Source organism: Oceanicola sp. 22II-s10i (assembly GCF_002210105.1).
In the GTDB taxonomy this organism is placed as follows: domain Bacteria; phylum Pseudomonadota; class Alphaproteobacteria; order Rhodobacterales; family Rhodobacteraceae; genus Pseudooceanicola.
Window position 1 is genome coordinate 141,324 of the sequence record NZ_AQQU01000006.1, and the last position, 25,695, is coordinate 167,018.

A 25,695-nucleotide genomic window follows, 5' to 3' on the forward strand; every position below is an offset into this window, starting at 1 on the left:
AGGACCCACCATGAAGATCGGATTTATCGGCCTCGGCAACATGGGCGCACCCATGGCCGCCAACCTTGCCAAGGCGGGTCACGAGGTGACCGGCTTCGACACCGCAGACGTCAGCGTCGACGGCGTCACCCGCGCGGGCACCGCGGCAGAGGCCGCAGCGGGGCGCGAGGTCGTCATCACCATGCTGCCGAACGGCAAGATCCTGCGTGCCGTGGCGGACGAGATCCTGCCGGCGATGGATGCGGGCGCCGTCTTCCTCGACTGCTCCACGGTCGACGTGGAAAGCGCGCGGGCCGTCGCGGAACAGGCTGACAAGGCCGGGCTTCTCGCCCTCGACGCCCCCGTCTCGGGCGGCACCGGCGGGGCGGTCGCGGGCACGCTGACCTTCATGGTCGGGGGCAGCGACGACGCCTTCGCCAAGGCGAAACCGCTGTTCGACATCATGGGCCAGAAGGCCGTGCATTGCGGCCCCTCGGGCAACGGACAGGCGGCCAAGATCTGCAACAACATGATCCTCGGCGTCACCATGATCGCCACCTGCGAGGCCTTCGCGCTGGCCGACAAGCTGGGCCTCGACCGTCAGGCGATGTTCGACGTCGTCTCGACCTCCTCGGGCTATTCCTGGACGATGAACGCCTATTGCCCCGCCCCCGGAGTCGGGCCGCAATCGCCCGCCGACAACGGATACAAGCCCGGTTTCGCCGCCGACCTGATGCTCAAGGACCTGCGCCTGTCGCAACTGGCCGCCGCCGCCGTGGATGCCGACACGCCCATGGGTCAGGCCGCCGCCGCGCTCTACGAACAGTTCGTCGAGAAGGAGGACGGCGCGGGCCGCGACTTCAGCGCCATGTTGCCCCGGTTCGAAAAGCGCGGACGGGGATAAGCTGCGCCGAAAACGCATCTTAACATTACGAAAGCAGAATGTATGATCCCCGGTGTAACAATTCACCGGGGATTTTCCATGTTTTCCAAAAATGTCGGTGGCCTCGACCGTATCCTGCGCATCGTCGTCGGCCTTGCCCTGATCGCGGGCTTTTTCCTGAACACCGAAGCATCGCTTCGCTGGGTCTACCTGATCGGTATCATCCCGCTTGTGACAGGCCTTGTCGGGACCTGCCCGATCTATTCCCTGTTCGGTTTCAGCACCTGCCCGCTCAAGAAGTGATCGGCGAAAGCCCACCGAAGATCGATGGGCAGAGGGAACCCGCGCACGGTCGGGGCCGTTTCTCCTGCAACTCTGCCGTCACAGGCCAGACAGGAGAAACGCAATGCAACGTGTTATCGCAGCTACCGCAATCGCCCTGATGATGGTGCCCGGCGCCGTCGCCGCCAAGGACAAGGGGCACGGCAAGGGACACGGCAAACGCCATCAGGTCGAGCGCAGCTACCAGGAAGCCAACCGCTTCTGCCCGCCGGGCCTGGCCAAGAAGTCGCCCGCCTGTGTCCCGCCCGGTCAGGCCAAGAAACACGACTCGCGCCGCGACCGCGATGAGGATCGCCATCACCACCGCTACCGGGCCGGTGACCGGATCATCGACTACAACGACCTCGTTCTGATTCGTGATCCGGGCCGCTACGCGCTCGATCCCTACGGCACCTACTACCGCTCCGGGGACTACGTGATCCGCGTGGACCGCCAGACCAACGAGGTTTTGTCGCTGATCGGTCTGGCAACCGCCATTCTGGGCGGATAACCGCTTTCGCCCGCAAATCTGACGACTAAAGTAAGAAAAATGCTGACCATTATTCGCATATCGGCCGTTGCCGCGGCCATGACCCTGCCAGCCGTGGCGCAGGCGCAATGCCTGATAAACGCCGGCAACGCCCGCTGCGTAAGCGCCGACAGCCGCAATGTGGGCAGCACCAGCCTGTTCAACGGACCGGGCGGGTTTTCCCGGACTCAGACAACGGCTTCGGCGCCCGCCGACACGTCCCGGCCGCGCGAGATCTCGAGCGCCCGCTTCGTCACCGCGCCGGTGCGGACCGGACCGGCCTACGTGTCAGCCTACGGCCCGCGCGACATCCCCGTGCCCGCTATCGCCACCTATGCCCCCGGCGAAACGCTCCCCGAAAACGTGTCCATCCTGTTCAACCGTGACCGCCACGGCCTGCCCGCACCGCGCGACGGCTGGACCTATTTCCGGCTGGGCAACGAAATCTTCCGCGCGGACCTGCAAAGCCGGAAGGTCATCGACCGCGTAAACGACCACATGTCCGTCCGGTTCTGAGGCCCGTCCTCGCCGCATCTGTTCAGTAGTTCCCCGGCGGGTCACTCGCGGGGAAGCTCTGATCGACCTCCTCGTCGACACGATCCCACCGACGCGGCGGGTTCCGCATCTGTCCCGGCCCCGCATCACGCACGGTATCGTGGCGCGACCGTCGTGCGCTCTTGCCCATACCTCTGGCCATGGCGCGTGATACCTGCCGAGCGGCGATCCCGATCAACATTCCAAGTGCGAAGCGTTTCACCATTCGTCCGACCATGATGTCCTCCGTTAAGGTCTTTCCCCTCAACGCGGAACGGGCGGACGGGGTTCAACGCCCCTCAGACGTCACTCGGCGGCCGCCCGCCGGGGTCTGAGCATTTCCTTGAGGAATCGTCCGGTGTGCGAGGCTTCGACCTCGGCCACTTCCTCGGGCGTGCCGGTGGCGACGATGGTCCCACCGCCGTTCCCGCCCTCGGGCCCGATGTCGATCAGATGATCCGCCGTCTTGATGACGTCGAGATTGTGCTCGATCACCACGACCGAGTTTCCCTGATCCACCAGTTCGTGCAGCACTTCGAGCAGTTTGCGCACGTCCTCGAAATGCAGACCCGTCGTGGGCTCGTCGAGGATATAGAGCGTCCGCCCGGTGGACCGTTTCGCCAGTTCCTTCGACAGCTTCACCCGCTGCGCCTCGCCGCCCGAAAGCGTCGTCGCCTGCTGGCCCACCTTGATGTAGCCCAGACCGACCCGCATCAGCGCGTCCATCTTTTCGCGGATGCTCGGCACCGCGGTAAAGAACTCCTGCGCATCTTCGACCGTCATATCAAGAACGTCGGCTATGCTCTTGTTCTTGAACTTGATCTCCAGCGTCTCGCGGTTGTACCGCGCGCCCTTGCAGGTCTCGCAGGTCACGTAGACGTCGGGCAGGAAGTGCATCTCGATCTTGATGACCCCGTCGCCCTGGCACGCCTCGCAGCGCCCGCCCTTGACGTTGAAGCTGAACCGGCCGGGCTTGTAGCCCCGCGCCTTGGCCTCTGGCAGGCCCGCGAACCAATCTCGGATCGGGGTGAAGGCCCCGGTGTAAGTGGCCGGATTCGAACGCGGAGTCCGCCCGATGGGCCGCTGGTCGATGTCGATGACCTTGTCCAGATGCTCCAGCCCCTTGATCGTCTCGCAGGGCGCGGGCGTCTGCCGCGCACCGTTCAGCCGCATGGAGGCCGTCTTGAACAGCGTCTCGATGGTCAGCGTGGATTTACCGCCGCCACTAACCCCCGTCACGCAAACGAATTTTCCCAGTGGGAAGTCGGCCGTCACGTCCTTCAGGTTGTTCCCGACCGCCTTGACCACGGTGATCTTCTTCTTGTTCCCCTTGCGCCGCTCGGCCGGCACCGCGATCTCACGCGCGCCGGACAGGTACTGCCCCGTCAGGCTGGCGGGATCCGCCGCGATTTCGCCCGGCGTGCCCTTGGCCACGACCTGCCCGCCGTGCACCCCGGCCCCCGGCCCGATGTCAAAGACGTAATCGGCCTCGCGGATCGCCTCTTCGTCATGCTCGACCACGATCACGGTGTTGCCCTGGTCGCGCAGGTTCTTCAGCGTGGTCAGCAGCCGCCCGTTGTCCCGCTGGTGCAGCCCGATCGAGGGTTCGTCCAGCACATAGAGCACGCCCGTCAGGCCGGACCCGATCTGGCTCGCCAACCGGATGCGCTGGCTTTCGCCGCCGCTCAGCGTGCCCGAATTCCGCGACAGCGTCAGGTACTCCAGCCCCACGTTGTTCAGGAAGCCGAGCCGCTCGCGGATTTCCTTCAGGATCGCCCGCGCGATTTCGTTCTTCTGCTTGGACAGGCTTTCCGGCGCGCCCTCGACCCAGTCGAGCGCCTTGCGGATCGACATCTCGACCACCTGCCCCACGTGCAGCCCGCCGATCTTGACCGCCAGCGCCTCTTCGCGCAGTCGGTAGCCGCCACAGGCGCCGCAGGGCCGGTTATTCTGGAACCGCTCGAACTCCTCGCGCACCCAGGACGAATCCGTCTCGCGATAGCGGCGCTCCATGTTCGGGATCACGCCCTCGAAGGTCCGCGTCACCTGGTAGACGCGCCCGCCCTCGTCGTAGCGGAACAGGATCTCCTCCTCGCCCGAACCATAGAGGAACACCTGCTGCACCTTCTCGGGCAGGTCCTTCCATCGCGCGTTCCTGTCGAACCCGTAATGTTTGGCCAGCGCCTCGATCGTCTGCAGGAAATAGGGCGACTTGCCCTTCCGCCACGGCGCCAGCGCCCCGTCCGCGATCTTGAGCTGCGCGTCGGGCACAACCAGACGTTCGTCAAAGAACAGCTCCACCCCCAGCCCGTCGCAGACGGGGCAGGCGCCGAAGGGCGCGTTGAACGAGAACAGCCGCGGCTCGATCTCGGGGATGGTGAAGCCACTGACCGGACAGGCGAAATTCTCGGAGAAGGTGATCCGCTCCGGCTCGCCCTCGCCCTCTTTCGGCGCGGTTTCCAGCACCGCGATCCCGTCGGCCAGATCGAGCGCGGTGCGGAACGAATCCGCCAGCCGGGTCTCGGTCCCCGCGCGCACGACGATCCGGTCGACAACCACGTCGATGTCATGGCGGAACTTCTTGTCCAGCGTGGGCGCATCGTCCAGCTCGTAGAACGCGCCGTCGACCTTGACCCGCTGGAAGCCCTGCTTGCGCAGCTCCGCGAATTCCTTGCGATACTCGCCCTTGCGGTCGCGGATGATCGGCGCCAGCAGATAGGCGCGGGTCCCCTCTTCCATCGCCATCACGCGATCGACCATGTCCTGCACCTGCTGCGCCTCGATCGGCAGTCCGGTGGCGGGGGAATAGGGCGTCCCCGCGCGGGCAAAGAGCAGACGCAGGTAGTCATAGATCTCCGTCACCGTCCCGACGGTCGAACGCGGGTTCTTGGACGTCGTCTTCTGCTCGATGGAAATCGCCGGGGACAGGCCGCTGATATGGTCGACGTCGGGCTTTTCCATCATGTCGAGGAACTGGCGCGCATAGGCAGACAGCGATTCCACATAGCGGCGCTGCCCCTCGGCATAGATCGTGTCGAACGCCAGCGACGATTTCCCCGACCCCGACAGGCCGGTGATCACCACCAGCTGATCGCGGGGGATGTCGACGTCGATGTTCTTGAGGTTGTGCTCGCGCGCCCCGCGAACCTCGATGTGCTTCAGCTCGGCCATGACACCCCCGGCAATGAGTGGTTAAGAAATAGTTGAAGCGCGGGGGCGTTCCAACAGGAAAATGAGAACATTTGCAGAACTGATTACATGAAGCCTTCACATTCAAATAACTGAATGCTATATGCACGGCAACGCAGCATCTCCCGACCGGAGTCCTTCATGTTCCAGTTCCTCAACCGCACCCCGTCCGCCCCCGCACTGTCCGCCGCCGACGCCATCGCCGCGGGCGACGAGGTGATCCTCGTCGACATCCGCGAACTCGGCGAAGTCCGCGCCTCGGGCATGGCAAGGGGCGCCATCCACATCCCGCTGATGATGCTTCAGTTCCGCGCCGATCCGCGGCATCCCGATTACGATGCGCGGCTGAAGCCGGATGCGAGAATCTGCCTTTACTGCGCGTCAGGGGGCCGTGCCGGCTCCGCGCTCGGCATCATGCGCCAGCTTGGATACTCCGACGTTCACAACATCGGCGGCCTCGCCCACTGGGCCCGCGCCGGGGGCGAGGTCGTCAAGGCCTGACCCCGGACCACCGCGACGACCAAAGGGGCCGCAATCGGCCCCTTTTCGCTGCAGTATCTCCCGATCAGATGTGGATGGCCCGCCCGTAGGCCGCCAGCACCGATTCGTGCATCATCTCGCTCAGCGTCGGATGCGGGAAGACGGTGTTCATCAGGTCCTCTTCGGTCGTCTCAAGCTGCCGCCCGACGACATAGCCCTGGATCAGCTCGGTCACCTCGGCGCCCACCATATGCGCGCCCAGCAACTCGCCCGTCTTCTCGTCGAAGACGGTCTTCACCATCCCCTCCGGCTCGCCGAGGGCGACGGCCTTGCCGTTCCCGATGAACGGGAAGCGCCCGACCTTGACCTTGTAGCCCTGCTCCTTGGCCTTCGCCTCGGTCAGCCCGACGCTGGCGACCTGCGGATGGCAATAGGTGCAGCCCGCGATGCTGGACGGCTTGACCGGATGCGGATGCCCGCCCGCGATCAGTTCGGCAACCATGACACCTTCGTGGCTCGCCTTGTGCGCAAGCCACGGCGCGCCCGCGATGTCGCCGATGGCATAGAGCCCCTCGACCCCGGTGCGGCAGAATTCGTCCGTCACCACATGGGTCCGGTCCACCTTGACGCCCAGTTCCTCCAGCCCCAGCCCCTCGACATTGCCGACGATCCCGACGGCGCTGATCACGGTGTCGAACTCCAGCTTCTCGACCTTGCCGCCGGTCTCGATATGCGCCGTGACCTTGCCCTTCGCGCGGTCCAGCTGCTTGACCATCGCCTTTTCCATGATCGTCATGCCCTGCTTGACGAACTGCTTCTTGGCGAAGGCGCTGATTTCCTCGTCCTCGACGGGTAGCACGCGGTCCATAACCTCGACCACCGTCGTGTCGGCCCCCAGCGTGTTGAAGAAGCTTGCGAATTCGATCCCGATCGCGCCCGACCCGATGACCAGCAGCTTCTTCGGCATCCGCACCGGCTTGAGTGCATGGCGATAGGTCCAGACCAGATCGCCATCCGCCTCCAGCCCCGGCAGTTCCCGCGCGCGCGCGCCGGTGGCCAGCACGATGTGCTTGGCCGTCAGATCCTCGGTCCCGGCGTCGGTCTTGACGCTGACCTTGCCCTTGGCGGGCAGCGTCGCCGCGCCCATCACGACATCGACCTTGTTCTTCTTCAGCAGGTGCTTGACCCCGCCTTCCATCTGCTTGGCCACGCCGCGCGACCGGCCCACGACGGCCTCAAGATCGAAACCGATCTTTTCCGCAGACAGACCATAATCCTTGGCCCGCTCCATGAAGTGGAACACCTCGGCCGAGCGCAGCAGCGCCTTGGTCGGGATGCAGCCCCAGTTCAGGCAGATGCCGCCCAGATGCTCGCGTTCGACCACGCAGGTCTTCAGCCCGAGCTGCGCGGCACGGATCGCCGCCACATAGCCGCCGGGGCCCGCCCCGATCACGATCATGTCGTAGGATTTCGCAGCCATCGGCCCCTCCGCTCGCAAGATAGTTTGACGTTAAACTACTTTTCGGAGGCCATCAATAAAGCGAAAGACCCCGCAACGCAATGTCGCGGGGTCCTGCCGAATCTCCAAGGGAAATCTGCTGTCGCGGCATCCGGGGCGCAACGCGCCCCGCGCCTTACTCTGCCGCCTGCAGCGCGCGGACCGTGTGACCGTATCCGCCCTGCTCCAGATAGGCGCCTTCCAGCGCCGTGGTGGACCGGTTCAGCGCCTCGTTCCGATAGGGGAACCGGCCGAACTTGCGGATCACCTCGCGGTGCGCCTTGGCGTGGAACAGGTTGTCGGACGACTCCGGCATCCGCTCCTTCATCAGCCGCACGCAGCGGTCCTGATCCGACAGGTTCTCGGAATGCATCAGCGGCAGGTAGAAGAACTGCCGCGCCGGCGCGTCGATCTTGAGGTCCCACTTGTTCTCGATCGCGATCTTCGCGGCCGCCAGCGCGAACCGGTCGGTCGCAAAGGCCTTGCCCTCGCCCCGGAACATGTTGCGCGGGAACTGGTCCATCAGGATGATGTAGGCCAGCGCACCTGACGGATAGGTCAGCCAAAGGCCGTATGAGCCATCCACCGCAGCCTGCCAGGCCGGGCCGAATTTCTCACGGATTTCATCGTCGAGACCGTCCCAGGGCTGATACCACCCCTTGGGGCCGACCTCGTCCAGCCAGTAGGCTAGGATTTCCTCGGGATTCACCATCGTGCCACTCCTCCGCACAGGCGTCTGTTTTCCGGAGCGTTACACGATTTTCACATTCGATCCACGGAGGAAATCCGTACCTTGGGCGCTAACATACGAATAATTCAGGCAGATTTCTGCTGATTGTCGTCCTGTGCCGCCTCTTCGGTCTGTTCCGCGGCCCATTCCTGCGCCGCCTCGACCGCCACGGGGCTCGCCTGCATAAGGACGGTGGTATGTGCCCCCTGCTCCTCCACGCTGCGCGACGGGCGCCGTGTCATCCGCCATGCGGCATAGGCGGCCAGTGCGATCAGCAGCACGCCGACGAAGATCCAGAAGCCCGGCGGTCCGAACGCCTCGATCAGCCAGCCTGCGATCAGCGGCCCGGAAATCGCCCCCAGTCCGTTCATGAAGATCATCCCGCCCGAAGCCGCCGCCATGTTCTCGCTGTCGAGGAAGTCGTTGGCATAGGAGATCAGCAGCGAATAGAGCGGGTTCGACATGCCCCCCACGATCACCGCCGCCACCAGCAGCATGACATAGTAGCCGCCCAGCACGGCCCCCAGCACAGCTCCGAACCCGCCGACGGCCGACACGATCATGATCAGCACCCGCCGGTCCATCCGGTCCGACAGCCACCCCAGCGGATACTGCGCCACCGTCGCGCCCACGTAGAACATCGCGATGAACAGCGAGATCTGCGCCACGCTCAGCCCCGCCGCCGCGCCATAGACCGCGGCCATGCCGAACTGGGCCGAGAACGCGCCGCCCAGCAGGAACACCCCCACGCAGGACAGCGGCGACACGCCGTAGAGCGCCCTCAGCGACATCGGCTTGGTCGTGTCGAAGGCGGGCGTCGGCGACACCGACAGCAGGATCGGCGCGAACGAGATCGAGACCAGCACCGAGGGGATGATGAACAGGATGAACCCCGACGGATCGCCCAGCACCAGCAGGCCCTGCGCCGCGATGATCCCGATCATCTGCACGATCATGTAGAGCGACAGCGCCTTGCCCCGGTTCTCGTTCGTGGCGGCGTTGTTCAGCCAGCTTTCGGCGGTCACGTAGACGCCCGAGAAACAGAACCCGATCACCACGCGCCCCAGCGTCCAGGCCCATGGGTTCGCGAAGGCGGGATAGAGGATCAGCACCGCCGAGATGAACGACCCGAGCGCGGCAAAGACCCTAACATGCCCGACCCTGCGGATCATCTCGGGCGCCAGCCGCGACCCGCCGAGGAACCCGAGGAAATAGGCCGACATCACGATCGACATCTCGAGCGTCGAGAATCCCTCGATCTGCCCACGGATACCCAGCAGGGTGCCCTGGATGCCGTTGCCCAGCATCAGCAGCATCAGTCCCAGCAGCAGCGCCCATGCGGACCCGAGAACCTGCAGCATCGCGTCGCTCCTTTCCTGACCCTCAGCCTCGCGCGCCCCTTGCGCACCTGTCGGCCCGTTTCGCGACACGACATGCCGCTTTTGCCCCTGCTGCCACGCAGGCCGCGCCGGTGCAACCACCGCAGGGTGCGAACCCGCCCTGACCCCGCGCGATCCCCGGCTTCATCTGGCCGGATAAACTCCCGCCGGAGGCTTCGCCCGCGCCCCGCGGGCGAAATCCCCACTGACCAAACGCACCGCCTCAGGGCACGAGCAGCGACGCATCCCCGTAGGAAAAGAACCGATAGCCCTCGCGCACCGCATGGTCATAGACCCGCAGCATCCTGTCCCGCCCCATCAGGGCCGAGACGAGCATCAACAGCGTGCTCTTCGGCAGGTGGAAATTCGTCATCAGCGCATCCGTCACGCGGAACTCATATCCCGGATAGATGAAGATATCCGTATCGCCGCGCCATGGCGCGATGGCCCCGCCCGCCGCCGCGCTCTCGATCAGCCGCAGGGCGGTGGTGCCCACGGGGATCACCCGTCCGCCCGCCGCCTTCGTGGCCGCGATCGCGGCGGCGGCGGCCTCGGTCACCTCGCCCCATTCGGCGTGCATCCGGTGGGTGGTCACGTCCTCCACCTTCACCGGCAGGAACGTCCCCGCGCCGACGTGCAGCGTCACGTGGGTCATCTCCACCCCCGCCGCCCGCACCCGCGCCAGCAACTCATCGTCGAAATGCAGCGATGCCGTCGGCGCGGCGACCGCGCCCGCATGTCTGGCCCAGACCGTCTGGTAATCCTCACGGTCCTGCGCATCCGCAGGCCGTTTCGCGGCGATGTAGGGCGGCAGCGGCATCTGCCCCGCCTCGGCCAGTGCCGCGTCGAAATCCGCGCCTTCGCAGTTGAACCGCAGCACCCCCTGCCCGCCATCGCGCGCCTCGAGACGCGCCGTGAGGCGCGGCGAGAACCTGATCTCCTCCCCGTCACGCACCTTGCGCAGCGGCTTCAGCAGCGCCGCCCAGCATCCGTCCGCGCGTGGTTCGGTCAGAGTGACCTCGATCCGCGCCGCCGTCTCGCCCGCCTCGCCGGCCCGCAGACGCTCCCCGAACAGCCGCGCCGGGATCACCTTGGTGTCGTTCAGCACCAACCTGTCGCCGGGCCGCAGCCAGTCGGTCAGGTCGCGCACCACCGCGTCTGTGATCCGGTCCCCTTCGGCCACCAGCAGCCGCGCCGACGACCGCGGCCGTGCGGGCCGGGTGGCGATCAGCCGCTCGGGCAGGTCAAAGTCGAAATCGTCGAGTTTCACTGGCTGGGGGCCTGGCTCAGCTGCGGGGGCGGGCGGCGGAAAATGTCGCGGAACATGCCGGGTGTCAACACGGACAGCGGGTTCACCGACACCGACGGATCGGCGGCGGCCCCGCGCACCGTGTAGCTGAAGCCGAACAGCCCCTCGCCCTTGCGCGTGAACAGCGACCCGATCCCGTTGACCACGTAGATCGGCGACACCACCCCCTGCATGTCCATCAGCCCGCGCGCGAAATCATAGACCCCGTCCATCGAGATCCCCAGCGACGCACCGACCGCGCTCGATTCCGCGACGATCAGCTGGCGCGGGGTCAGCCTGAACCGCGCGTCGATGTCGTTGAAGACGATCCCCTTGCCCGACAGCTGCTCCAGCAGGCCCACGACGGAAATCGCGCTCAGCAGTTCCGCCATCGCGGGTGCCTCGGTGATCCGCAGCCCGTTGACGCGCAGCACCCCGTCATAGGTCCCTTCGCCGCCCACAGGGGTCAGCGTCAGGTCCATCGCCCCCTCGCGACCGGCCTTCAGCAGCTTCATCGCGGCCAGCACCCGGCCCGCGTCCTGCGCGGTGATCCGCACCGCGCTGCGTTTGCCCTGCGGCACCACCGCGCCCGCGATCTCGGCCAGGCCGTTGACCTTGCCGGAAAAGCGCCCGCTCATCCCGCCAGTGGTGTCGAACTGCCCCCGGAAATCCATCAGCGCGATCGTGTCCGAAATCTGCAGCTGATCCAGCGCCAGGGTCATCGGCGTGCCTTTGCCCGACCCGCCGCTGCCGAAATCCAGCCGCCGCATGTCGACCCGACCGCCCGCGATCTCGATCGCTGGGCTTCTCCCCGCGCCGCGTCCGCGCATCACCACCGGCGCATCCAGCCAGTCGCCGATCCGCACCCGGTCGAACCGGGCCGCCGCCAGCGTGCCCTGGGGCGTCATCTCGACCCGCCCCTTGGCGACAAGCCCCGGCACCTCGACCGCCACGCTCTCGATCCGCGGCGGCGAGGCGAGCGCACCCGACACCGACAGCCGCCCGGCCGAGGATCGCGGCTTGGACCATTTCACATCGGCCAGCGCCAGACCGACGCCAGACAGGTCCGAGTCCAACCGGAACCGCGGCGCCTCGCCCTTTTTCAGATCGACGGTCAGCTCGGCGCTGCCCTGCCCCGACAGTGCCCCCGGCGGCAGGCCGATACGAAACTCGTCGACGAAACGCTCTGACAGTTCCACCTTGCCCTGCCAGCGCCCGGTGCCGTCGGATCGCGCGCCGATCCCGGCCTCGTAGCGTCCGTCGAATGGCACAGCCCCGATCCGCCCCTGCCCGGCGATCGCCAGCATGTCGTCCTTCAGCGATAGGTCCATCCGGCTGGCCGCGATGGTGCGCCCCGGCACCAGCAGGTCACTGCGCAGATCACTCAGCACCCCGGTGACGGCGATCGGGAAATCCGTCGGCTTCTGCCCCTTCTTCAGGATGAAATTCGACCGCGCCGTCAACCGCATCCGCCCGTCTGCCATCGTCACCGGACGCCCGGCCTTCTGCATCATCTGCAACGGCGGCTGATCCAGCAGCGACAGCGTCGCGGTGATCGTGCCCTCGGTCTCGACCTTCAACTCGGCCGGCGCGGGCTTGATCCGGTTGTCCAGCACCACGAATTCCGTGCCCTTGAGCGAGACCTTCCCGCCCTGTGGCGCGACGACATGGCCGTCCTCGACCACCGCCACGAAGCGGTTGCGCAGCAGGCTGGCATGGCCCCGCATCTCCTTGCCATGCGGCATGCCCTTGAGCAGCGTCATCTCGACACCGTCGAAGTCGAAGCCCAGGAATACGTCCGGCCTGCCCCCCGGCGTCAGCCGCAGCGCCGCCTGCACGTTGGACAGCGCGCCCGCAAAGACGTTCTGTTCCATCCACGCCTTGGTCTTCTGCCCGAAGGTCTGCGGCCAGAGCGCCAGCAGGACCTCGGGCGTGACCCGGTCGCGCCGCGCCTCGGCGGTCACGTCCCAGCCCTCGTCCGAGGCGCGCACCTCTCCCGAGATCGCGATCCGCTCGCCCGCGTGTCCAAGGCTCAGCTGCCCGACCGTCAGGCGGAACGGCTCCAGCACCAGCCGCATGTCGGCCCGCACGTCGTCGAACCTCAGCGGCTCCGGCAGCATCTCTTCTGACCGCGCCGTGAACTCGCTGACGCGCATCTGGCCCACCATCTCGGCGGGCCGTCCGCCCTCGGTCCCGATCAGCCGCACGCCGCCCTCGGCCCGGACGGTCAGGTAGCGGCTGTCGAACCAGAACTCGTCGAAGGTCAGCGCCTGCCGCGCCGGGTCAAATGTGAAATAGCTCCGCGCCTCGTTGAACGGGATCGGCCGCGTGCCCGGACTGGGCTGAAGCGCCCCGTCCCGGCTCTGCAGCGTCACGCTCATCGGCCCCAGCCGTCCCTCGCGGTCCGTCTCGACCCGCATCGCGCCCGACACCGGCGCGTCCAGCGCCCCGAGCCAGGCCAGCGCCGCGCTCTGCGTTGCCAGATCCTCGGCCGCCATGTCCTCGAAGTTCATCCCGAACCGCGCCGCCTTGTCGCCGATCCGGCTGGCGTAGCTGACCGTCAGCGTCGACGCCCACGCCCGACCGCCGAGCAAGGCGAAGTCCCCGCGCAGTTCCAGATCCTCGCCGCGGCGCGTCATCACCACGCGCCCGCCGTCGACGGTCCACGCCCGCCCTGACCGCGCGTCCTCGTAGCGCAGCGTCAGCGCCGTCGCCTCGATCCGCTTCAGCTCGCGCAGACCCGGCGTGTCGAGCAGCAGCTCGATCTGATCGGCCAGCGCGCCCATGTCATCGCCGGTCGCCTGACGCGTCGCGCCGCCGGCCCCGGTTTCGCTCAGGGCCAGGTCGAAGCCGCCTTCCGCATCCCGCCTGAGCCGCATCTGCGCGCCCGTCAGGTAGATCGAATCCGGCTGGACCCGGCCTTCCAGCAGCGGCCCGAGTGCGACCGTCCCCTCGATGTCCGACAGTGTCAGCCGCGCCGCACTGCCCTCGCGGCTCACCCGCAGATCGCCCAGCCTGAGCCGTGGTGTTCCGTTCTCGCCAAGGATCAGCGCGATTTCACCGAATTCCACGTCCAGCCCGCTGAGCGAGGTGTCCAGCCGTGCCTTGATCCGCTCGCGCATCCAGCCGGGCGCGACAAGGGGCTCGCCGCTCATCATCATCCCGGCGACCAGCGCGCCCGACACGAAGATCACCACGAAGACGCTCGAGACCACCAGCCACAGAACATGCCTGATGCCGGGCCGCCGACGCCGCGCGGCCCGGTCACGGCCCGTCGTCTCGGGGCCGTCCGGTGTGGTCCTGTCCTCAGTCACGCGTGTCCGCCCGACCCTTGTTGTCTGCCCGATCTTCTTTTCAGCCGTGTGTTATCCCTTCCGGCACCCTTTATTCTCGGGGCAGAGGCCCTAAAATAAAACTCACAAATCAGGCAGAGGAGAGGCGCAGAAATGCCCGACAAAGGGGAAAAGGCACCGGAATTCACCCTTCCGCGTGACGGAGGCGGCGAAATTTCGCTCAGCGATTTCGCGGGCAAGCCGGTGGTCCTGTATTTCTATCCCAAGGACGACACGCCCGGATGCACGCTGGAAAGCAAGGATTTCACCGCCGCCGGTGACGCCTTCGCCGCCGAGGGCGCGACCATCATCGGCGTGTCCAAGGACAGCGTCGAAAGCCATGACAAGTTCCGCGACAAGCACGCGCTGTCGGTTGTCCTGGCGTCTGACAAGGACGGCGACGTCTGCGAACGCTACGGCGTCTGGGGCGAGAAGAACATGTACGGCAAGACCTTCATGGGCATCACCCGCGCGACCTTCCTGATCGGCCCCGACGGCACGATCGCCGAGGCCTGGCCCAAGGTGAAGGTCGACGGCCACGTCGACGAGGTCCTCGAAAAGGTCAAGGCACTCTGAACCGGCACCGGCCCCGCCCGCAAGGCGGGGCTTACAGCCCACGGGCTTGCGCCATCCGGCGCGCGCCCCTACATCGCGCCACATCCGACGCGAAAGGCACGTGACAATGGACATGAACCTGAACCCGCTCGCCCTCATGGCTTCCCCGGTTCAGGTTTCGCATGTCCGCCTTCATCACGCTTCGCTCCCTCACCCTCACATCTCCTGACGGCCGCGCCCTCGCCGCCGACATCACGCTGACCTTCGGCCACGACCGCACCGGCATCGTCGGTGCGAACGGCACGGGCAAGTCCACGCTGCTGCGCCTGCTGAACGGTGACATCCCCCCGCCCGGCGGAGAGATCGTCCGCACCGGCATCGCCGCATTGATGGAACAGGACGGCCTGTCGACCGATGCGACGCTGTCCGACCTCCTCGGCACCGCCGCCATGCAGGCCACGCTCGCCCGGATCGAGTCCGGCGACGCCACCCCGGACGACTTCGACCAGGCCGACTGGTCCCTGCCCGCGCGTCTCGACGCGCTCAGCCAGCGCACCGGTCTGCCGCCCGAGGCACTGGACCGCCCCGTCGGCACGCTTTCCGGCGGTCAGCGCATCCGCGCGGCGCTGGCGCGGCTGATCTGGCAGGCGCCCGACCTGATCCTGATGGACGAACCCACCAACAACCTCGACGCGCCGGGCCGCGCGCTGATCGCCGAGACGCTGGACACATGGCCCGGCGGTGCGGTGGTGGCCAGCCACGACCGCGCGCTGCTGGAGCGGATGGACCGCATCCTCGAACTCACCCCGACCGGATGGCACCTGCATGGCGGCGGATGGTCAGACTTCGCCGCCATCCGCGCGGCCCGGAGCGAGCGTGAGGCGGCGGAGCGTGACCGGGCCGAGCACGAGCTCGCCCGCACCCGTCGCGCCGTGCAGCAGCAGCGCGAGAAGCAGGAGAAACGCGATGCGCGTGGCCGCGCGACGCGGGCGCGGGGCGATATGCCCAAGATCCTGCTGGACGCGCGGAAGGAACGGGCCGAGGGCACCTCGGGCCGGGGACGGCACCTTGGCGCGCGCCTCGAAGCGCAGGCCGATGCCGCGCGGCAGGCCGCCGCGGAACGCATCGCGCCGGACCGGGCCCTGCGGATGGCGACGCCCGACGCGCGGACGCACGGACGCTGCCTGACCCTGACGGCCGTCACCTTCGCACGCGGGTACTTCGCCCTGGGCCCCGTCGACCTGACCCTGAACGCGGGCGAACGCGTTGCCCTGTCCGGCGATAACGGCGCGGGCAAGTCGACGCTCCTGTCGCTGATCCGCGGCACCCTTACCCCAGCCACTGGCCATATCGACCGTCCCGCGCGGATCGCCCTGCTCGACCAGCATCTCGCCACGCTCGACCCCGAGGACACGGTCCTCGACGCCCTGCGCGCCGCGCATGCGGCGCTGAGCGAGAACGACGCCCGCGCAACGCTCGCCCGCTTCGCCTTCCGCAACACCGAGGCGCTGCGCCGGATCGGCACGCTCAGCGGCGGCGAACGCCTGCGGGCGGGACTGGCCGCCGCGCTCGGCGGCACGGAGCCGCCCGACCTGCTGATCCTGGATGAGCCGACGAACCACCTCGACATCGAGGCGGTCGAGGTCCTGGAACAGGCGCTGGCCGACTACCCCGGCGCATTGCTGGTGGTCAGCCATGACGCCGCTTTTCTGACCGCGCTCGGCCTGACACGGCGATTGACCCTTGGGAAAGGCGCAATCAGCGATGAAATGATGGGCACCGACATTTGCACCGGCGCGGGACCGACGTAAAACCGATCTGAACGCGACGTCGGGAAAAACCTGCAATGAGCAATGCCAAGTCCCTCGCCCAGATGGCGACCGAGGTTCTGACCACCGCCAACGGGCGTGCCAAGACTGCCCTGTCGCATGCACACGCCGCCGCATGGCGCGCATCGCGCGAGGCCGGTCAGCCCATCCCGATCGGCACCGCCAACCCGCCGCTGAAACCCTCGCGCCCCGACCGGCCCGAGCTGCTCGCCCCCCGCGACGTCCCCCGCCGCAGGCCGGGATCCGAGGCCGGGCGGATCGCCATCCTGCATGCCGTGGCCCATATCGAACTGAACGCCGTGGACCTCCACTGGGACATCGTCGCCCGCTTCACCGACGTGCCCATGCCGATCGGCTTCTACGACGACTGGGTCAAGGCAGCGGACGAGGAATCCAAGCATTTCAACCTTGTATGCGACTGCCTTGAAGCGCTCGGATCCCACTACGGCGCATTGCCCGCCCATGCCGGCATGTGGCGCGCGGCCGAGGACACGGCCACCGACATCTTCGGCCGGCTCGCCGTGGCGCCGATGGTGCTGGAGGCGCGCGGCCTCGACGTGACCCCCGGCATGATCGAGATCTTCGAAAAGGCCGGCATCGACCATGCGGTCACTGCGCTCCGCACAATATATGCCGAAGAGGTTGGTCACGTGGCCTACGGATCGAAATGGTTCCACTATCTGTGCGGTCGCCACGAAAAGGACCCCCAGCCCTTGTTCCACGAGCTGGTGCGGCACTATTTCCACGGCGCCCTCAAGCCCCCGTTCAACGAGGAAAAGCGCGCCGAAGCCGGCCTGCCGCCCGACTTCTACTGGCCCCTCGCGGACCGCTGAAACCGTGTTTCGGGCACCTTCCGCCACGCGAGAGGCGAAGCGTAACCGGCGGGAATCGGCGGATTCTTGCCACTCGCTCCCCTTATAGGCGACTTGCCACCACCACCCGGCCAAAAGGGTTGATCCATACCCTACCCCCCGGTAACACCGTTTTGACCGCGCGGGTTGGGGAATTCGGCGGGTCGAACGAAGGGGCAATAGGGGCACGTCCTTGTGACAAATTCACTCTCGATGCGCATGAATGCATTTCTGGAACGACACTTCCCGGAACGCCGACTTTTCCTGAAATCCGAATCCGAAACCCGCTTCATCCGGCTCAAGCCCGGAATGCAGGTTGCCGCAATCGCCGGTGTTTCCGCCGTCGTCGGCTGGTCCATCATCGCCACGGCGATCCTGCTGATGGACTCGATCGGGTCCGGCAATTTCCGCGAACAGGCCCGGCGTGACCAGCAGGTCTACCAGGAACGGCTGAATGCGCTGGCCGCCGAACGCGACACCCGCGCCGACGAGGCGCTGGAGGCGCAGGGGCGGTTCAACTCGGCCCTGTCCCGGATTTCCGACATGCAGTCCGAACTGCTGGCCTCGGAAACCCGCCGGCGCGAGCTCGAGACCGGGATCGGCGTGATCCAATCGACCCTGCGCCGCACGATGAACGACCGCGACACCGCCCGCAAGGAACTGGACGGCCTCAAGGTCGCCATGGCCGAGAACGGCGGCACGGTCGGCAACGGCGGCACCGCGATCAGCGACAGCACCGTCGATTTCCTGACGACCGCACTGGCAGACACGGCCGGCGAACGCGACAAGGTCGTCGCCGACGCCAAGGACGCGCTGCTGCAAGCCGATGCCATGGCCGCCGAACTGGCGCTGGTCCGCGACCAGAACGACGCGATCTTCCGTCAGCTCGAAGAGGCGATGACCGTATCGGTCGCACCGCTGGACAAGATGTTCCGCGCCGCGGGCCTGAACACCGACAGCCTGATCGCACAGGTCCGCCGCGGCTATTCCGGCCAGGGCGGCCCGCTGACCCCGATTTCCCTGTCCACCATGGGCGAGATGCCCTCGCCCGACGCCAGCCGCGCCAACCGCCTGCTGAACGAGATGGACCGGCTGAACATCTACCGCATCGCCGCGCAGAAGGCCCCTTTCGCCCTGCCGGTGAAAAGCTCCTACCGCTTCACCTCCGGCTACGGCTATCGCCGCGACCCCAAGACCGGCGGCCGCCGGATGCACGAGGGCGTCGATTTCGCCGGGCCCGTGGGCACCCCGCTCTACGCCACCGGCGACGGTGTGGTCGTTCATGCCGGCTGGCAGTCGGGATACGGCCGCCTGGTCAAGATCCGGCACGAGTTCGGGATCGAAACCCGCTACGCCCACATGTCTCGCGTTAACGTGAAGGTGGGCCAAAGGGTATCGCGCGGCGAACGTATCGGTGATATGGGAGCTTCAGGACGGGTGACCGGCCCCCATGTGCATTACGAAGTGCGCGTTGGCGGTCAGCCCGTGAACCCGATGATCTATATCAAGGCCGCTACAGATGTTTTCTAAAAGCAAGATCAACGAGCCCGGTCCCAAGGGCAACGAAACTCCGGCCCCGGCGGCACCTGCCGACACTGCGTCCAAGCCTGCCTCCCCGGCGCCCGGCAGCGATTTCCGCGCCTCGGCCCCCAAGGCCAAGCCGCCGGCATCGGTGCTGTCGTCCGACCTGCACATCACCGGCAACGTCAAGACGACCGGCGACATCCAGATCGAGGGCACGATAGAGGGCGACATCCGCGCGCACCTGCTGACCATCGGCGAAGGCGCGACCGTCAAGGGCGAAGTGACCGCCGATGACGTGGTCATCAACGGCCGCATCGTGGGCCGCGTCCGTGGCCTCAAGGTCCGCCTGACCTCCACCGCGCGGGTCGAGGGCGACATCATCCACAAGACCATCGCGATCGAATCCGGCGCCCATTTCGAGGGCTCGGTCCAACGCCAGGACGATCCGCTTTCCGGCAACAAACCTGCGGCTGCGCCGCGCACCGCGCCGCAGCCGCAGGCACAGAAAGACGCCTGAGCACATCGCCACGGCGTGACATTCGGGCGTCCCGACGGGGCGCCCTTTTTCTTTGCCTATCTTCCGGCACCTGCCGGCCGCCTTCCCTTGATCGGCCCGCCAGACTGGCCCAGACTTACCGAAACCGGGGCGTCCTCCGGACAGAGGCAGCACAGTGAACCGTCATCTCATCGTCGCGGGACTTCCCGGCTCCGGGCATGAAACGCTCGCCACCTTCGTCGCGCAAAGCGTCGAGGGCGTGACGTTTCACGGCACGGACGTCCCCGCGCTATCGGTGCTCGGTCAGGGTGTCGCCGCCACGCAATGTCCCGACGACCTGTTCCGCCTGCCCGAGATCGCGCTGGCGGCGCGCGAACGGGACATCCGCCTCGACATCATCGTCGCCCTTCGCGATCCCCGCGACCTGCTGGTGCTCTCGGGCGAGTCAGGCGACATCGACGGTCAGACCATCGACCTGGTCCAGCAGCTGATCGACGGGATCGGCCAGTCCGGCCTGCTGCAGGGCGTAATCCTGCCGGTCCGGATCGAGGACCTGACAACCGCCCCGGACGACACCGCTGACACCATCGCCCGGAGGCTCGCCCTGCCACGGCGCGCCGCCACGCGGCCGACCGAACCAACGCCTACACTCTGGATCTCACCCGAGACGGGCGCGCTGCTGTTCCGCACCTTCACGGCCCACCCACAGCTTCTCGACCTGCTGATCCGTCAGGGCTATGCCACCGACCCGCAATGGTTCACCGAACTCGCCGCCCGGCACAGCACGCCCACACGCTCCACCGTGTGGAAGGCCAGGGGCGCCGCCGGTGATTTCGACATTCTGCACGAGGATGACACCCTGCGCGTGACCTGCCTCGACGGGCCGGGCGATACGGCCATCATCACCTTCATCGGTGTCGGCCTCGACATCGGCGGCATCGACCAGCAGAGCGAGGAATTCCGAAAGCTCGGCCCCGGTCTCGGCCCTCAGGCCTTCGTCTTCGACAAGCACCGGAGCTGGGGCAACGGCATCGACATGCAGGCGATCACCCGCGCCACCGCCCCGCTGCGCGAAGGCCGTCAGGTCGTGACGCTTGGCCTCAGCATGGGCGGCTTCCTCGCCATCCTCGCCTCGGGCCCGCTGGGGGCCGGTCGCTGCATCGCCTTCGCCCCGCAATACGCGATGCACCCGGACATCGTCCCGTTCGAACGGCGCTGGCGGGCCTATACCGACCCCATCACCGACTGGCGCGTCCGCTCGCTCGACGGTGCCTTCGTGACCGGATGCGACTACTACGCCCTGTTCCCGCATGACCCGCGCGATCTGCAGCACATGCGGTTGTTTCCCGATCTGCCGAATGTCCACCGCTTCGCCATCGGCGCGCGGGACCACAATGTCGCGACGGCGCTCAAGCGGAACGACCTGCTCTACCCGGTGATCTGGTCGGCCATGCGCGGCGCAGCGCCGGAGGACATGCCCCTGCCGTCCACGCCCTCGGACGGCATCTGGCAGGTCACCCTGCCCGACGCACCAGATCCCTGAAGCCTCAGGCCTCCAGCTCGGCGTCCCAGTAGAGGAAGTCCATCCAGCTGTCGTGCAGGTAGTTCGGGGGAAACTTGCGCCCCATGTTGCGCAGCTCCTCCGCCCCCGGCTGGCGTGGCGCGCGCCGCAGGCTCATCCCCGCGCGGCGGAGCGACTTCGACCCCTTGCGCAGGTTGCAGGGCGCGCAAGCCGCCACGACGTTTTCCCAGGAGGTGATCCCGCCGCTGGCGCGCGGCACGACGTGGTCGAAGGTCAGATCCCCCACCGATCCACAGTACTGGCAGCGGAATTCGTCCCTCAGAAAAAGATTGAAGCGCGTGAAGGCCACGCGCTTCTGGGGTTTGACGTAATCTTTCAGGACGACCACCGAGGGGATCCTGATCTCGGTACTCGGGCTTCGGACCCAGGCGTCGTATTCCGCCACGATGTCCACCCGGTTGAGCCAGGCCGCCTTGATCGCCTCCTGCCAAGGCCAGAGACTGAGAGGATAGTAGGAAAGCGGTCTGAAATCCGCGTTCAGGACCAGCGCGGGGTGCTTTTTCAGCGCCGCCGGGTCCCTTACGAATTCCGTCCTGAAGTCACCGTCCATCGTGCACGCTCTCCCGCCCGATCAGCCCTGCCGGGGCTTCGGGGCGGGACGTCCCGCCCCTGCCATTAAGTTCACTATATATCGGGTCTTCCCAAGGGCAAGTCCCACGATATACGCGATCACGCAAACCACTTACGGTGCCAGCGTAACGGGCAGATGACGCATATGCAGATAGCGCGCCGTCCCCCGATGACACGGCCTCTGCCGCCGCCTAACGTGATCCCTGCACAGTCCCCCTCCGCGGGGCATCACAGGAGACACCCCATGCCGCTGATCCAGGTTTCCATGCTGTCGGGCCGCACGCCCGAGATGAAAGAGAAGCTGATCCAGAAACTGACCGAGGCCACGATGGAGGCCCTCGGCTCCAACCCCGACTCGATCTCGGTGATCCTGACGGATGTCGAACGGCATGACTGGGCCAAGGGCGGCGTGCCGCTCTCCAAGAAATAGCCACCTCCGGACGCAAATACCTGTCACCTGCGGCCCGGCGCTTGCCGGGCACGACCCGGCGTGCATCGCTCGTTCGCGGGAGGATCTCGCATGACCGACAGGACCGAAGCACTGGAAGCCCGCATCGCCACGCTCGAGGCGCGCATCGCGCGGCTCGAGGACACCGACACCATCAAGCGCCTGCAACGCATCTACGGCTACTACCTCGACAAGGCGCTCTGGGACGAGATGGTCGCGCTCTTCACCGAGGATGGCGAGGCCGAGATCGGCGGCTTCGGCGTGTTTCGCGGCAAGGCGCGGATCAGGCAGCTCTTCCGCGACAAGATCGGACAGGGCAAGGACGGCCTGCCGCACGGCCGCCTGCTGAACCACCTGCAGCTGCAGGGCGTGGTGACCGTGGCCGAGGACGGGCAGACGGCCAAGGGCCGCTGGCGCGCCTTCGTCATGTTCGGACAATACGGCGAGGGCTCTCACTGGGCCGAGGGCCCCTACGAGATGCAATATGCCAAGGGGGCCGACGGCGTCTGGCGCATATCCCGCCTGCACTGGTTCTCGACCTTCTACACCAATTACAAGACCGGCTGGGCCGAGGAATCCCGCCCGCGCAAACCGGTCGACCCCGCCTTTCCGCCCGACGCGCCCCCGACGATCGAATACGAGAACTACCCGACGCCGTTCACGCCGCCCTTCCACTACGACAATCCCGGCCGGTCGCAGGACTAGGCGTCGCCCCGCGGCGCTCTACGTTTCCCTTATGACCGACGACATCCTGCCCCCCGCGCCACCGTTCCCCGGCGTCCTCGAAGCGGCGCTCTACGCCCCTGACCTCGATGCGGCCGAAGCCTTCTACGGCGGAACGCTCGGGCTGGAAAAGATCGCCCGCGTCTCCGACCGCCACGTCTTCTTCCGCGCAGGCCATACTGTCGTGCTGATCTTCAACCCGGCCCGCACGCGCGAAGGCCCTTCGAATCCCGACATGCCCGTGCCGCCGCACGGCGCCGAGGGGCCCGGACACCTCTGCCTTGCGGCAGACGCGCTCGGTGTTCAAGCGTGGTGGGAACGGCTGACGGCGGCAGGCATCGCGATCGAAGCGGATTTTCACTGGCCGAACGGCGCCCGCTCGATCTATTTCCGCGACCCCGCCATGAACTCGGTCGAAATCGCCGAGCCACGCCTCTGGTTCCCCGACGAATAGACACGACCCGCCTACACCGACCGGGCCGCATATCGCGCAGGTCCCCTGCTTCTTCTGGTTCCAAATACTTTCGGGGGTGAATTGCGGGCCAAGCCCGCAAGAGGGGGCAGACAGCCCCCTCATCCCGCCCTGACCGATCCGCCCCGCCGCCGGGGCATAGCGACCCGTCAGCCCAGATCGCGGATCCTGTCCGGCTCGATCATCTTCAGCTTGCGGTTCGTCACGCCGAGCGGCGCCATCCGCTCGCGGTGCGCGGTCATGTTCGGATGCGCGCCGTGTTCCTTGAGGCAGTCCTTGTCCTCCCACTCCTCGTAGACGCGGAAGACATGCGGCTGGTCGACGCTCTGCCAGAAGCGGTAGTCGATGCAGCCGCGCTCGGACTTCGTGGCCTCCTGCGCCAAGGCGAAATTCTTCTTGGCCTGTTCTTCGTTTCCGGGGGCAACTTCCATCGTGCCGCTGATGATGATCATGACCTGACCTCCCTGTCTCGTGGATCGGGCGCAGCCTTCCACAGCGGTTCAAGGGGGTAAAGCGCAAGCACGCGTTGTGCATATGCGTGCGGTTGCGATCCGGCGCGCCGCGCGCAAGCATGTGCGGGACAGAAGGAGTGGATCATGTCCGGCGCGGCCCTTGCCAAGTTCATCACCTCACTCGGGGCCGCCCCCGACCGGCAGGCGGGGTTCGACGCGCTCGGAACGCTGGTGGACGAAGCGCTCGGCACGCGGCTCTTCACGGTCATGGTTCTGGACCGGCCCCGCGCCGTCGCCTCGCGCGCCTGGACCAACATGCCCGACGCCTACCCCGCCTCGGGCGAGAAACCGATCGAGCCGAACGACTGGCTGGCGGGGATCCAGCGGGGCGAAAGCTTCGTGCGCAATTCCATCGACGAGATCGCCGAGGTCTTCCCGGACTGGGAGTTGATCCGCAGCCTCGGATGCCACTCGGTGCTGAACATGCCGGTCCGTGCGCGGGGCCAGATCGTCGGCACGCTGAACCTGCTGGACGGGCCCGGCCATTTCACCCGCGACCGCGTCGCCGCCTGCGAGGCGATCCTGCGGCTGCCCGGTACGGCCTGTTTCCTGCTGTAAGCTGTCGGAGCGACCGGAGAAGCCCGGCTCAGAGGCCGAGCTTGTCCCGCATGAAGGCGAGCGCAACGGACAGCCCGTCCGGTGCAATGCCGTGGCCGGTGCCCTTCATGATATGGGCGTAGACTTCCTTGAACCCGGCGGCCTGCAGCGCCTCGGCGGCGGCGGGCAGCGACTGCACCGGCACCACCTCGTCCGCGTCGCCATGCACCAGCAGCACCGGCATCCGACTGACCACCTCGTCGGCCAGCGCCTCGGGATTCAGCAGCCGCCCGGAAAAGGCGACCACGCCCGCCACAGGGTCTTCACGGCGCGGCGCGACATGCAGCGACATCATCGTGCCCTGGCTGAAGCCGAACAGGACCACCTGTTCCGGCAGCACGTCCTCGTCCACCATCAGCGCGTCGAGAAAGGCGTTGATGTCGGCCACCGCCGCCTCGCGCCCCGCCTCGGCCTCTTCCTCGGACGACCCGTCCATCCACGGGATCGGAAACCACTGATAGCCGAAGGGCGCACCCGGCACGCTTTCCGGCGCGTCCGGCGCGACGAACAGGGTGTCGGGCATGTGTTCGCCCAGCACGTCGGCAATCCCCAGCAGGTCCGCGCCGTTCGCGCCATATCCGTGCAGGAAGACGACGATGGATCGCGTGTCCCCCGACAGCGGCTCCTTCCGGCCCGCGTTCAGAACTCGTGTCATAGGGTCCCCTCCCGTTTCTTCTCGGCCGCGTAAAAGGCCCAGAGCATCCGCGCCGCCACCGCCCGCCACGGGCTCCAGCGGCCGGCCATGTCCCGGATCGCACCCGCGTCCGGCCGGTCCGACAAGCCGTAGAGGATCCGCGCGCCCTCCTGCAAGGCCAGATCGCCCGCCGGAAAGACATCCGCCCGGCCCAGCGCCGCAAGGGCATAGATCTCCGCCGTCCACGGCCCGATCCCCGGCAGCGCAACCAGCGTCGCGATGGCCGCGGCGTCCGGCATGTCGCGCAGCGCGTCGAAATCGACCCCCGTCCCGGCGATCCCCAGCGCATAGCGGATCTTGGGCCGCGACAGGCCGACGCCCCGCAGCCCTTCCTCGCCCGCCGCCAGCACCGCCTCCGGCGCGGTCAGGCCCGCCCCCTCCACCCGCGCCCAGATCGCGGCGGCCGAGGCGACCGAGACCTGCTGCCCCACGATCGCCTGCATCAGCGCCACGAAACCGTCCGGCCTGCGCCGCAGCGGCGGCAGGCCGCAGCGCTCCAGCGCCCGCGCCATGCCCGTATCCCGCGCGGCCAGCCAGTCGGCGCCTTCCCGCACGTCCTCCATGCTCTCGATCAAGCGTCCCGTCACCGCGCGGCGGTCCCTGCGGCGGGAATGGCCCCCCGCGTCCGGCATTCGGACCGAGCGGCGGGCGTGGCGGGCCCTGCGCCGGGGCGCAGTGCATTTCGGGCTCTCCGTTTCAT

Annotated in this window: 26 protein-coding genes; 15 read left to right on the plus strand and 11 right to left on the minus strand. The window is 67.1% G+C overall.

Annotated features, from left to right (window positions below; genetic code table 11):
• The first annotated feature begins 10 nt into the window (after positions 1 to 10).
• The 4 genes from mmsB to ATO6_RS15900 all read left to right on the plus strand — a co-directional run bounded on the left by mmsB (position 11) and on the right by ATO6_RS15900 (position 2,228).
• Positions 11 to 883, plus strand: coding sequence for a 3-hydroxyisobutyrate dehydrogenase (gene mmsB, locus ATO6_RS15885; protein WP_088625004.1), 873 nt, complete (start codon positions 11 to 13; stop codon positions 881 to 883).
• A gap of 78 nt (positions 884 to 961) precedes the next feature.
• Positions 962 to 1,165, plus strand: a complete 204-nt coding sequence (locus ATO6_RS15890; RefSeq protein ID WP_088625005.1) for a DUF2892 domain-containing protein — start codon at positions 962 to 964, stop codon at positions 1,163 to 1,165.
• A gap of 103 nt (positions 1,166 to 1,268) precedes the next feature.
• A complete protein-coding gene (locus tag ATO6_RS25485; protein ID WP_254919177.1) occupies positions 1,269 to 1,694 on the plus strand; it encodes an excinuclease ABC subunit A in 426 nt (141 codons plus the stop codon).
• A 39-nt stretch (positions 1,695 to 1,733) separates the two neighbouring features.
• Positions 1,734 to 2,228, plus strand: coding sequence for a hypothetical protein (locus ATO6_RS15900; protein WP_088625006.1), 495 nt, complete (start codon positions 1,734 to 1,736; stop codon positions 2,226 to 2,228).
• A gap of 22 nt (positions 2,229 to 2,250) precedes the next feature.
• On the opposite strand, the gene ATO6_RS15905 is transcribed toward ATO6_RS15900, so the two are convergent.
• Together ATO6_RS15905 and uvrA are read right to left on the minus strand one after the other, a co-directional pair.
• The gene (locus tag ATO6_RS15905) at positions 2,251 to 2,484 is read right to left on the minus strand and encodes a hypothetical protein (RefSeq protein WP_141102023.1); all 234 of its coding nucleotides are present in this window, start codon (positions 2,482 to 2,484) and stop codon (positions 2,251 to 2,253) included.
• 68 nt (positions 2,485 to 2,552) lie between these two features.
• A complete protein-coding gene (gene uvrA / locus ATO6_RS15910; protein WP_088625007.1) occupies positions 2,553 to 5,417 on the minus strand; it encodes an excinuclease ABC subunit UvrA in 2,865 nt (954 codons plus the stop codon).
• 159 nt (positions 5,418 to 5,576) lie between these two features.
• Between uvrA and ATO6_RS15915 the strand changes: the two genes are divergently transcribed.
• Complete coding sequence (locus tag ATO6_RS15915) at positions 5,577 to 5,936, plus strand: rhodanese-like domain-containing protein (RefSeq protein ID WP_088625008.1); 360 nt, start codon at positions 5,577 to 5,579, stop codon at positions 5,934 to 5,936.
• A 64-nt stretch (positions 5,937 to 6,000) separates the two neighbouring features.
• On the opposite strand, the gene lpdA is transcribed toward ATO6_RS15915, so the two are convergent.
• The 5 genes from lpdA to ATO6_RS15940 all read right to left on the minus strand — a co-directional run bounded on the left by lpdA (position 6,001) and on the right by ATO6_RS15940 (position 14,124).
• A complete protein-coding gene (gene lpdA / locus ATO6_RS15920) occupies positions 6,001 to 7,395 on the minus strand; it encodes a dihydrolipoyl dehydrogenase (protein WP_088625009.1) in 1,395 nt (464 codons plus the stop codon).
• Positions 7,396 to 7,549: 154 nt separating this feature from the next.
• Positions 7,550 to 8,125: a DUF924 family protein gene (locus tag ATO6_RS15925; RefSeq protein ID WP_088625010.1), complete on the minus strand. Its 576-nt coding sequence runs from the start codon at positions 8,123 to 8,125 to the stop codon at positions 7,550 to 7,552.
• Positions 8,126 to 8,229: 104 nt separating this feature from the next.
• Positions 8,230 to 9,504: an MFS transporter gene (locus ATO6_RS15930; RefSeq protein WP_088625011.1), complete on the minus strand. Its 1,275-nt coding sequence runs from the start codon at positions 9,502 to 9,504 to the stop codon at positions 8,230 to 8,232.
• A gap of 241 nt (positions 9,505 to 9,745) precedes the next feature.
• Positions 9,746 to 10,792, minus strand: coding sequence for a tRNA preQ1(34) S-adenosylmethionine ribosyltransferase-isomerase QueA (gene queA, locus ATO6_RS15935; protein ID WP_088625012.1), 1,047 nt, complete (start codon positions 10,790 to 10,792; stop codon positions 9,746 to 9,748).
• Complete coding sequence (locus ATO6_RS15940; RefSeq protein ID WP_088625013.1) at positions 10,789 to 14,124, minus strand: AsmA-like C-terminal region-containing protein; 3,336 nt, start codon at positions 14,122 to 14,124, stop codon at positions 10,789 to 10,791. The genes queA and ATO6_RS15940 overlap by 4 nt, the downstream gene beginning before the upstream one ends.
• Positions 14,125 to 14,256: 132 nt before the next feature.
• On the opposite strand from ATO6_RS15940, the gene bcp reads away from it, so the two are divergent.
• From bcp to ATO6_RS15970, 6 genes are all read left to right on the plus strand, one after another.
• Positions 14,257 to 14,718 (plus strand): thioredoxin-dependent thiol peroxidase, encoded by a 462-nt coding sequence (bcp, locus tag ATO6_RS15945; RefSeq protein WP_088625014.1) that lies wholly within the window; start codon positions 14,257 to 14,259, stop codon positions 14,716 to 14,718.
• Positions 14,719 to 14,879: 161 nt separating this feature from the next.
• Entirely contained in the window at positions 14,880 to 16,508 is a 1,629-nt protein-coding gene (locus tag ATO6_RS15950; RefSeq protein WP_088625015.1) for an ABC-F family ATP-binding cassette domain-containing protein, read from the plus strand.
• 35 nt (positions 16,509 to 16,543) lie between these two features.
• Positions 16,544 to 17,359, plus strand: a complete 816-nt coding sequence (locus ATO6_RS15955; RefSeq protein WP_088625016.1) for a ferritin-like domain-containing protein — start codon at positions 16,544 to 16,546, stop codon at positions 17,357 to 17,359.
• A gap of 213 nt (positions 17,360 to 17,572) precedes the next feature.
• Complete coding sequence (locus ATO6_RS15960; RefSeq protein WP_088625017.1) at positions 17,573 to 18,907, plus strand: M23 family metallopeptidase; 1,335 nt, start codon at positions 17,573 to 17,575, stop codon at positions 18,905 to 18,907.
• Positions 18,897 to 19,418 carry a polymer-forming cytoskeletal protein gene (locus ATO6_RS15965; RefSeq protein WP_088625018.1) on the plus strand — a complete coding sequence of 174 codons (522 nt, stop codon included), beginning with the start codon at positions 18,897 to 18,899 and terminating at the stop codon, positions 19,416 to 19,418. The genes ATO6_RS15960 and ATO6_RS15965 overlap by 11 nt, the downstream gene beginning before the upstream one ends.
• A 154-nt stretch (positions 19,419 to 19,572) precedes the next feature.
• Positions 19,573 to 20,940: a hypothetical protein gene (locus ATO6_RS15970; RefSeq protein WP_088625019.1), complete on the plus strand. Its 1,368-nt coding sequence runs from the start codon at positions 19,573 to 19,575 to the stop codon at positions 20,938 to 20,940.
• A gap of 4 nt (positions 20,941 to 20,944) precedes the next feature.
• Here the strand turns inward: ATO6_RS15970 and ATO6_RS15975 are convergent, their stop codons facing one another.
• The gene (locus ATO6_RS15975) at positions 20,945 to 21,529 is read right to left on the minus strand and encodes an HNH endonuclease (RefSeq protein ID WP_088625020.1); all 585 of its coding nucleotides are present in this window, start codon (positions 21,527 to 21,529) and stop codon (positions 20,945 to 20,947) included.
• Positions 21,530 to 21,718: 189 nt separating this feature from the next.
• On the opposite strand from ATO6_RS15975, the gene ATO6_RS15980 reads away from it, so the two are divergent.
• The 3 genes from ATO6_RS15980 (at position 21,719) to ATO6_RS15990 (ending at position 23,174) form a co-directional block, all read left to right on the plus strand.
• On the plus strand, positions 21,719 to 21,979 hold the full coding sequence (locus ATO6_RS15980; protein ID WP_088625021.1) for a tautomerase family protein: 261 nt from the start codon (positions 21,719 to 21,721) through the stop codon (positions 21,977 to 21,979).
• A gap of 90 nt (positions 21,980 to 22,069) precedes the next feature.
• A complete protein-coding gene (locus ATO6_RS15985) occupies positions 22,070 to 22,702 on the plus strand; it encodes a nuclear transport factor 2 family protein (protein ID WP_088625022.1) in 633 nt (210 codons plus the stop codon).
• Positions 22,703 to 22,733: 31 nt separating this feature from the next.
• Positions 22,734 to 23,174 carry a VOC family protein gene (locus tag ATO6_RS15990; protein WP_088625023.1) on the plus strand — a complete coding sequence of 147 codons (441 nt, stop codon included), beginning with the start codon at positions 22,734 to 22,736 and terminating at the stop codon, positions 23,172 to 23,174.
• Positions 23,175 to 23,341: 167 nt separating this feature from the next.
• Here the strand turns inward: ATO6_RS15990 and ATO6_RS15995 are convergent, their stop codons facing one another.
• Positions 23,342 to 23,644 (minus strand): putative quinol monooxygenase, encoded by a 303-nt coding sequence (locus ATO6_RS15995; protein WP_088625024.1) that lies wholly within the window; start codon positions 23,642 to 23,644, stop codon positions 23,342 to 23,344.
• A gap of 144 nt (positions 23,645 to 23,788) precedes the next feature.
• On the opposite strand from ATO6_RS15995, the gene ATO6_RS16000 reads away from it, so the two are divergent.
• Positions 23,789 to 24,262, plus strand: a complete 474-nt coding sequence (locus ATO6_RS16000) for a GAF domain-containing protein (RefSeq protein ID WP_088625025.1) — start codon at positions 23,789 to 23,791, stop codon at positions 24,260 to 24,262.
• Between the two features lie 28 nt (positions 24,263 to 24,290).
• On the opposite strand, the gene ATO6_RS16005 is transcribed toward ATO6_RS16000, so the two are convergent.
• On the minus strand, positions 24,291 to 24,956 hold the full coding sequence (locus ATO6_RS16005) for an alpha/beta hydrolase (RefSeq protein WP_088625026.1): 666 nt from the start codon (positions 24,954 to 24,956) through the stop codon (positions 24,291 to 24,293).
• Positions 24,953 to 25,582, minus strand: a complete 630-nt coding sequence (locus tag ATO6_RS16010; RefSeq protein ID WP_254919178.1) for a DNA-3-methyladenine glycosylase — start codon at positions 25,580 to 25,582, stop codon at positions 24,953 to 24,955. The genes ATO6_RS16005 and ATO6_RS16010 overlap by 4 nt, the downstream gene beginning before the upstream one ends.
• Positions 25,583 to 25,695: the final 113 nt, after the last annotated feature.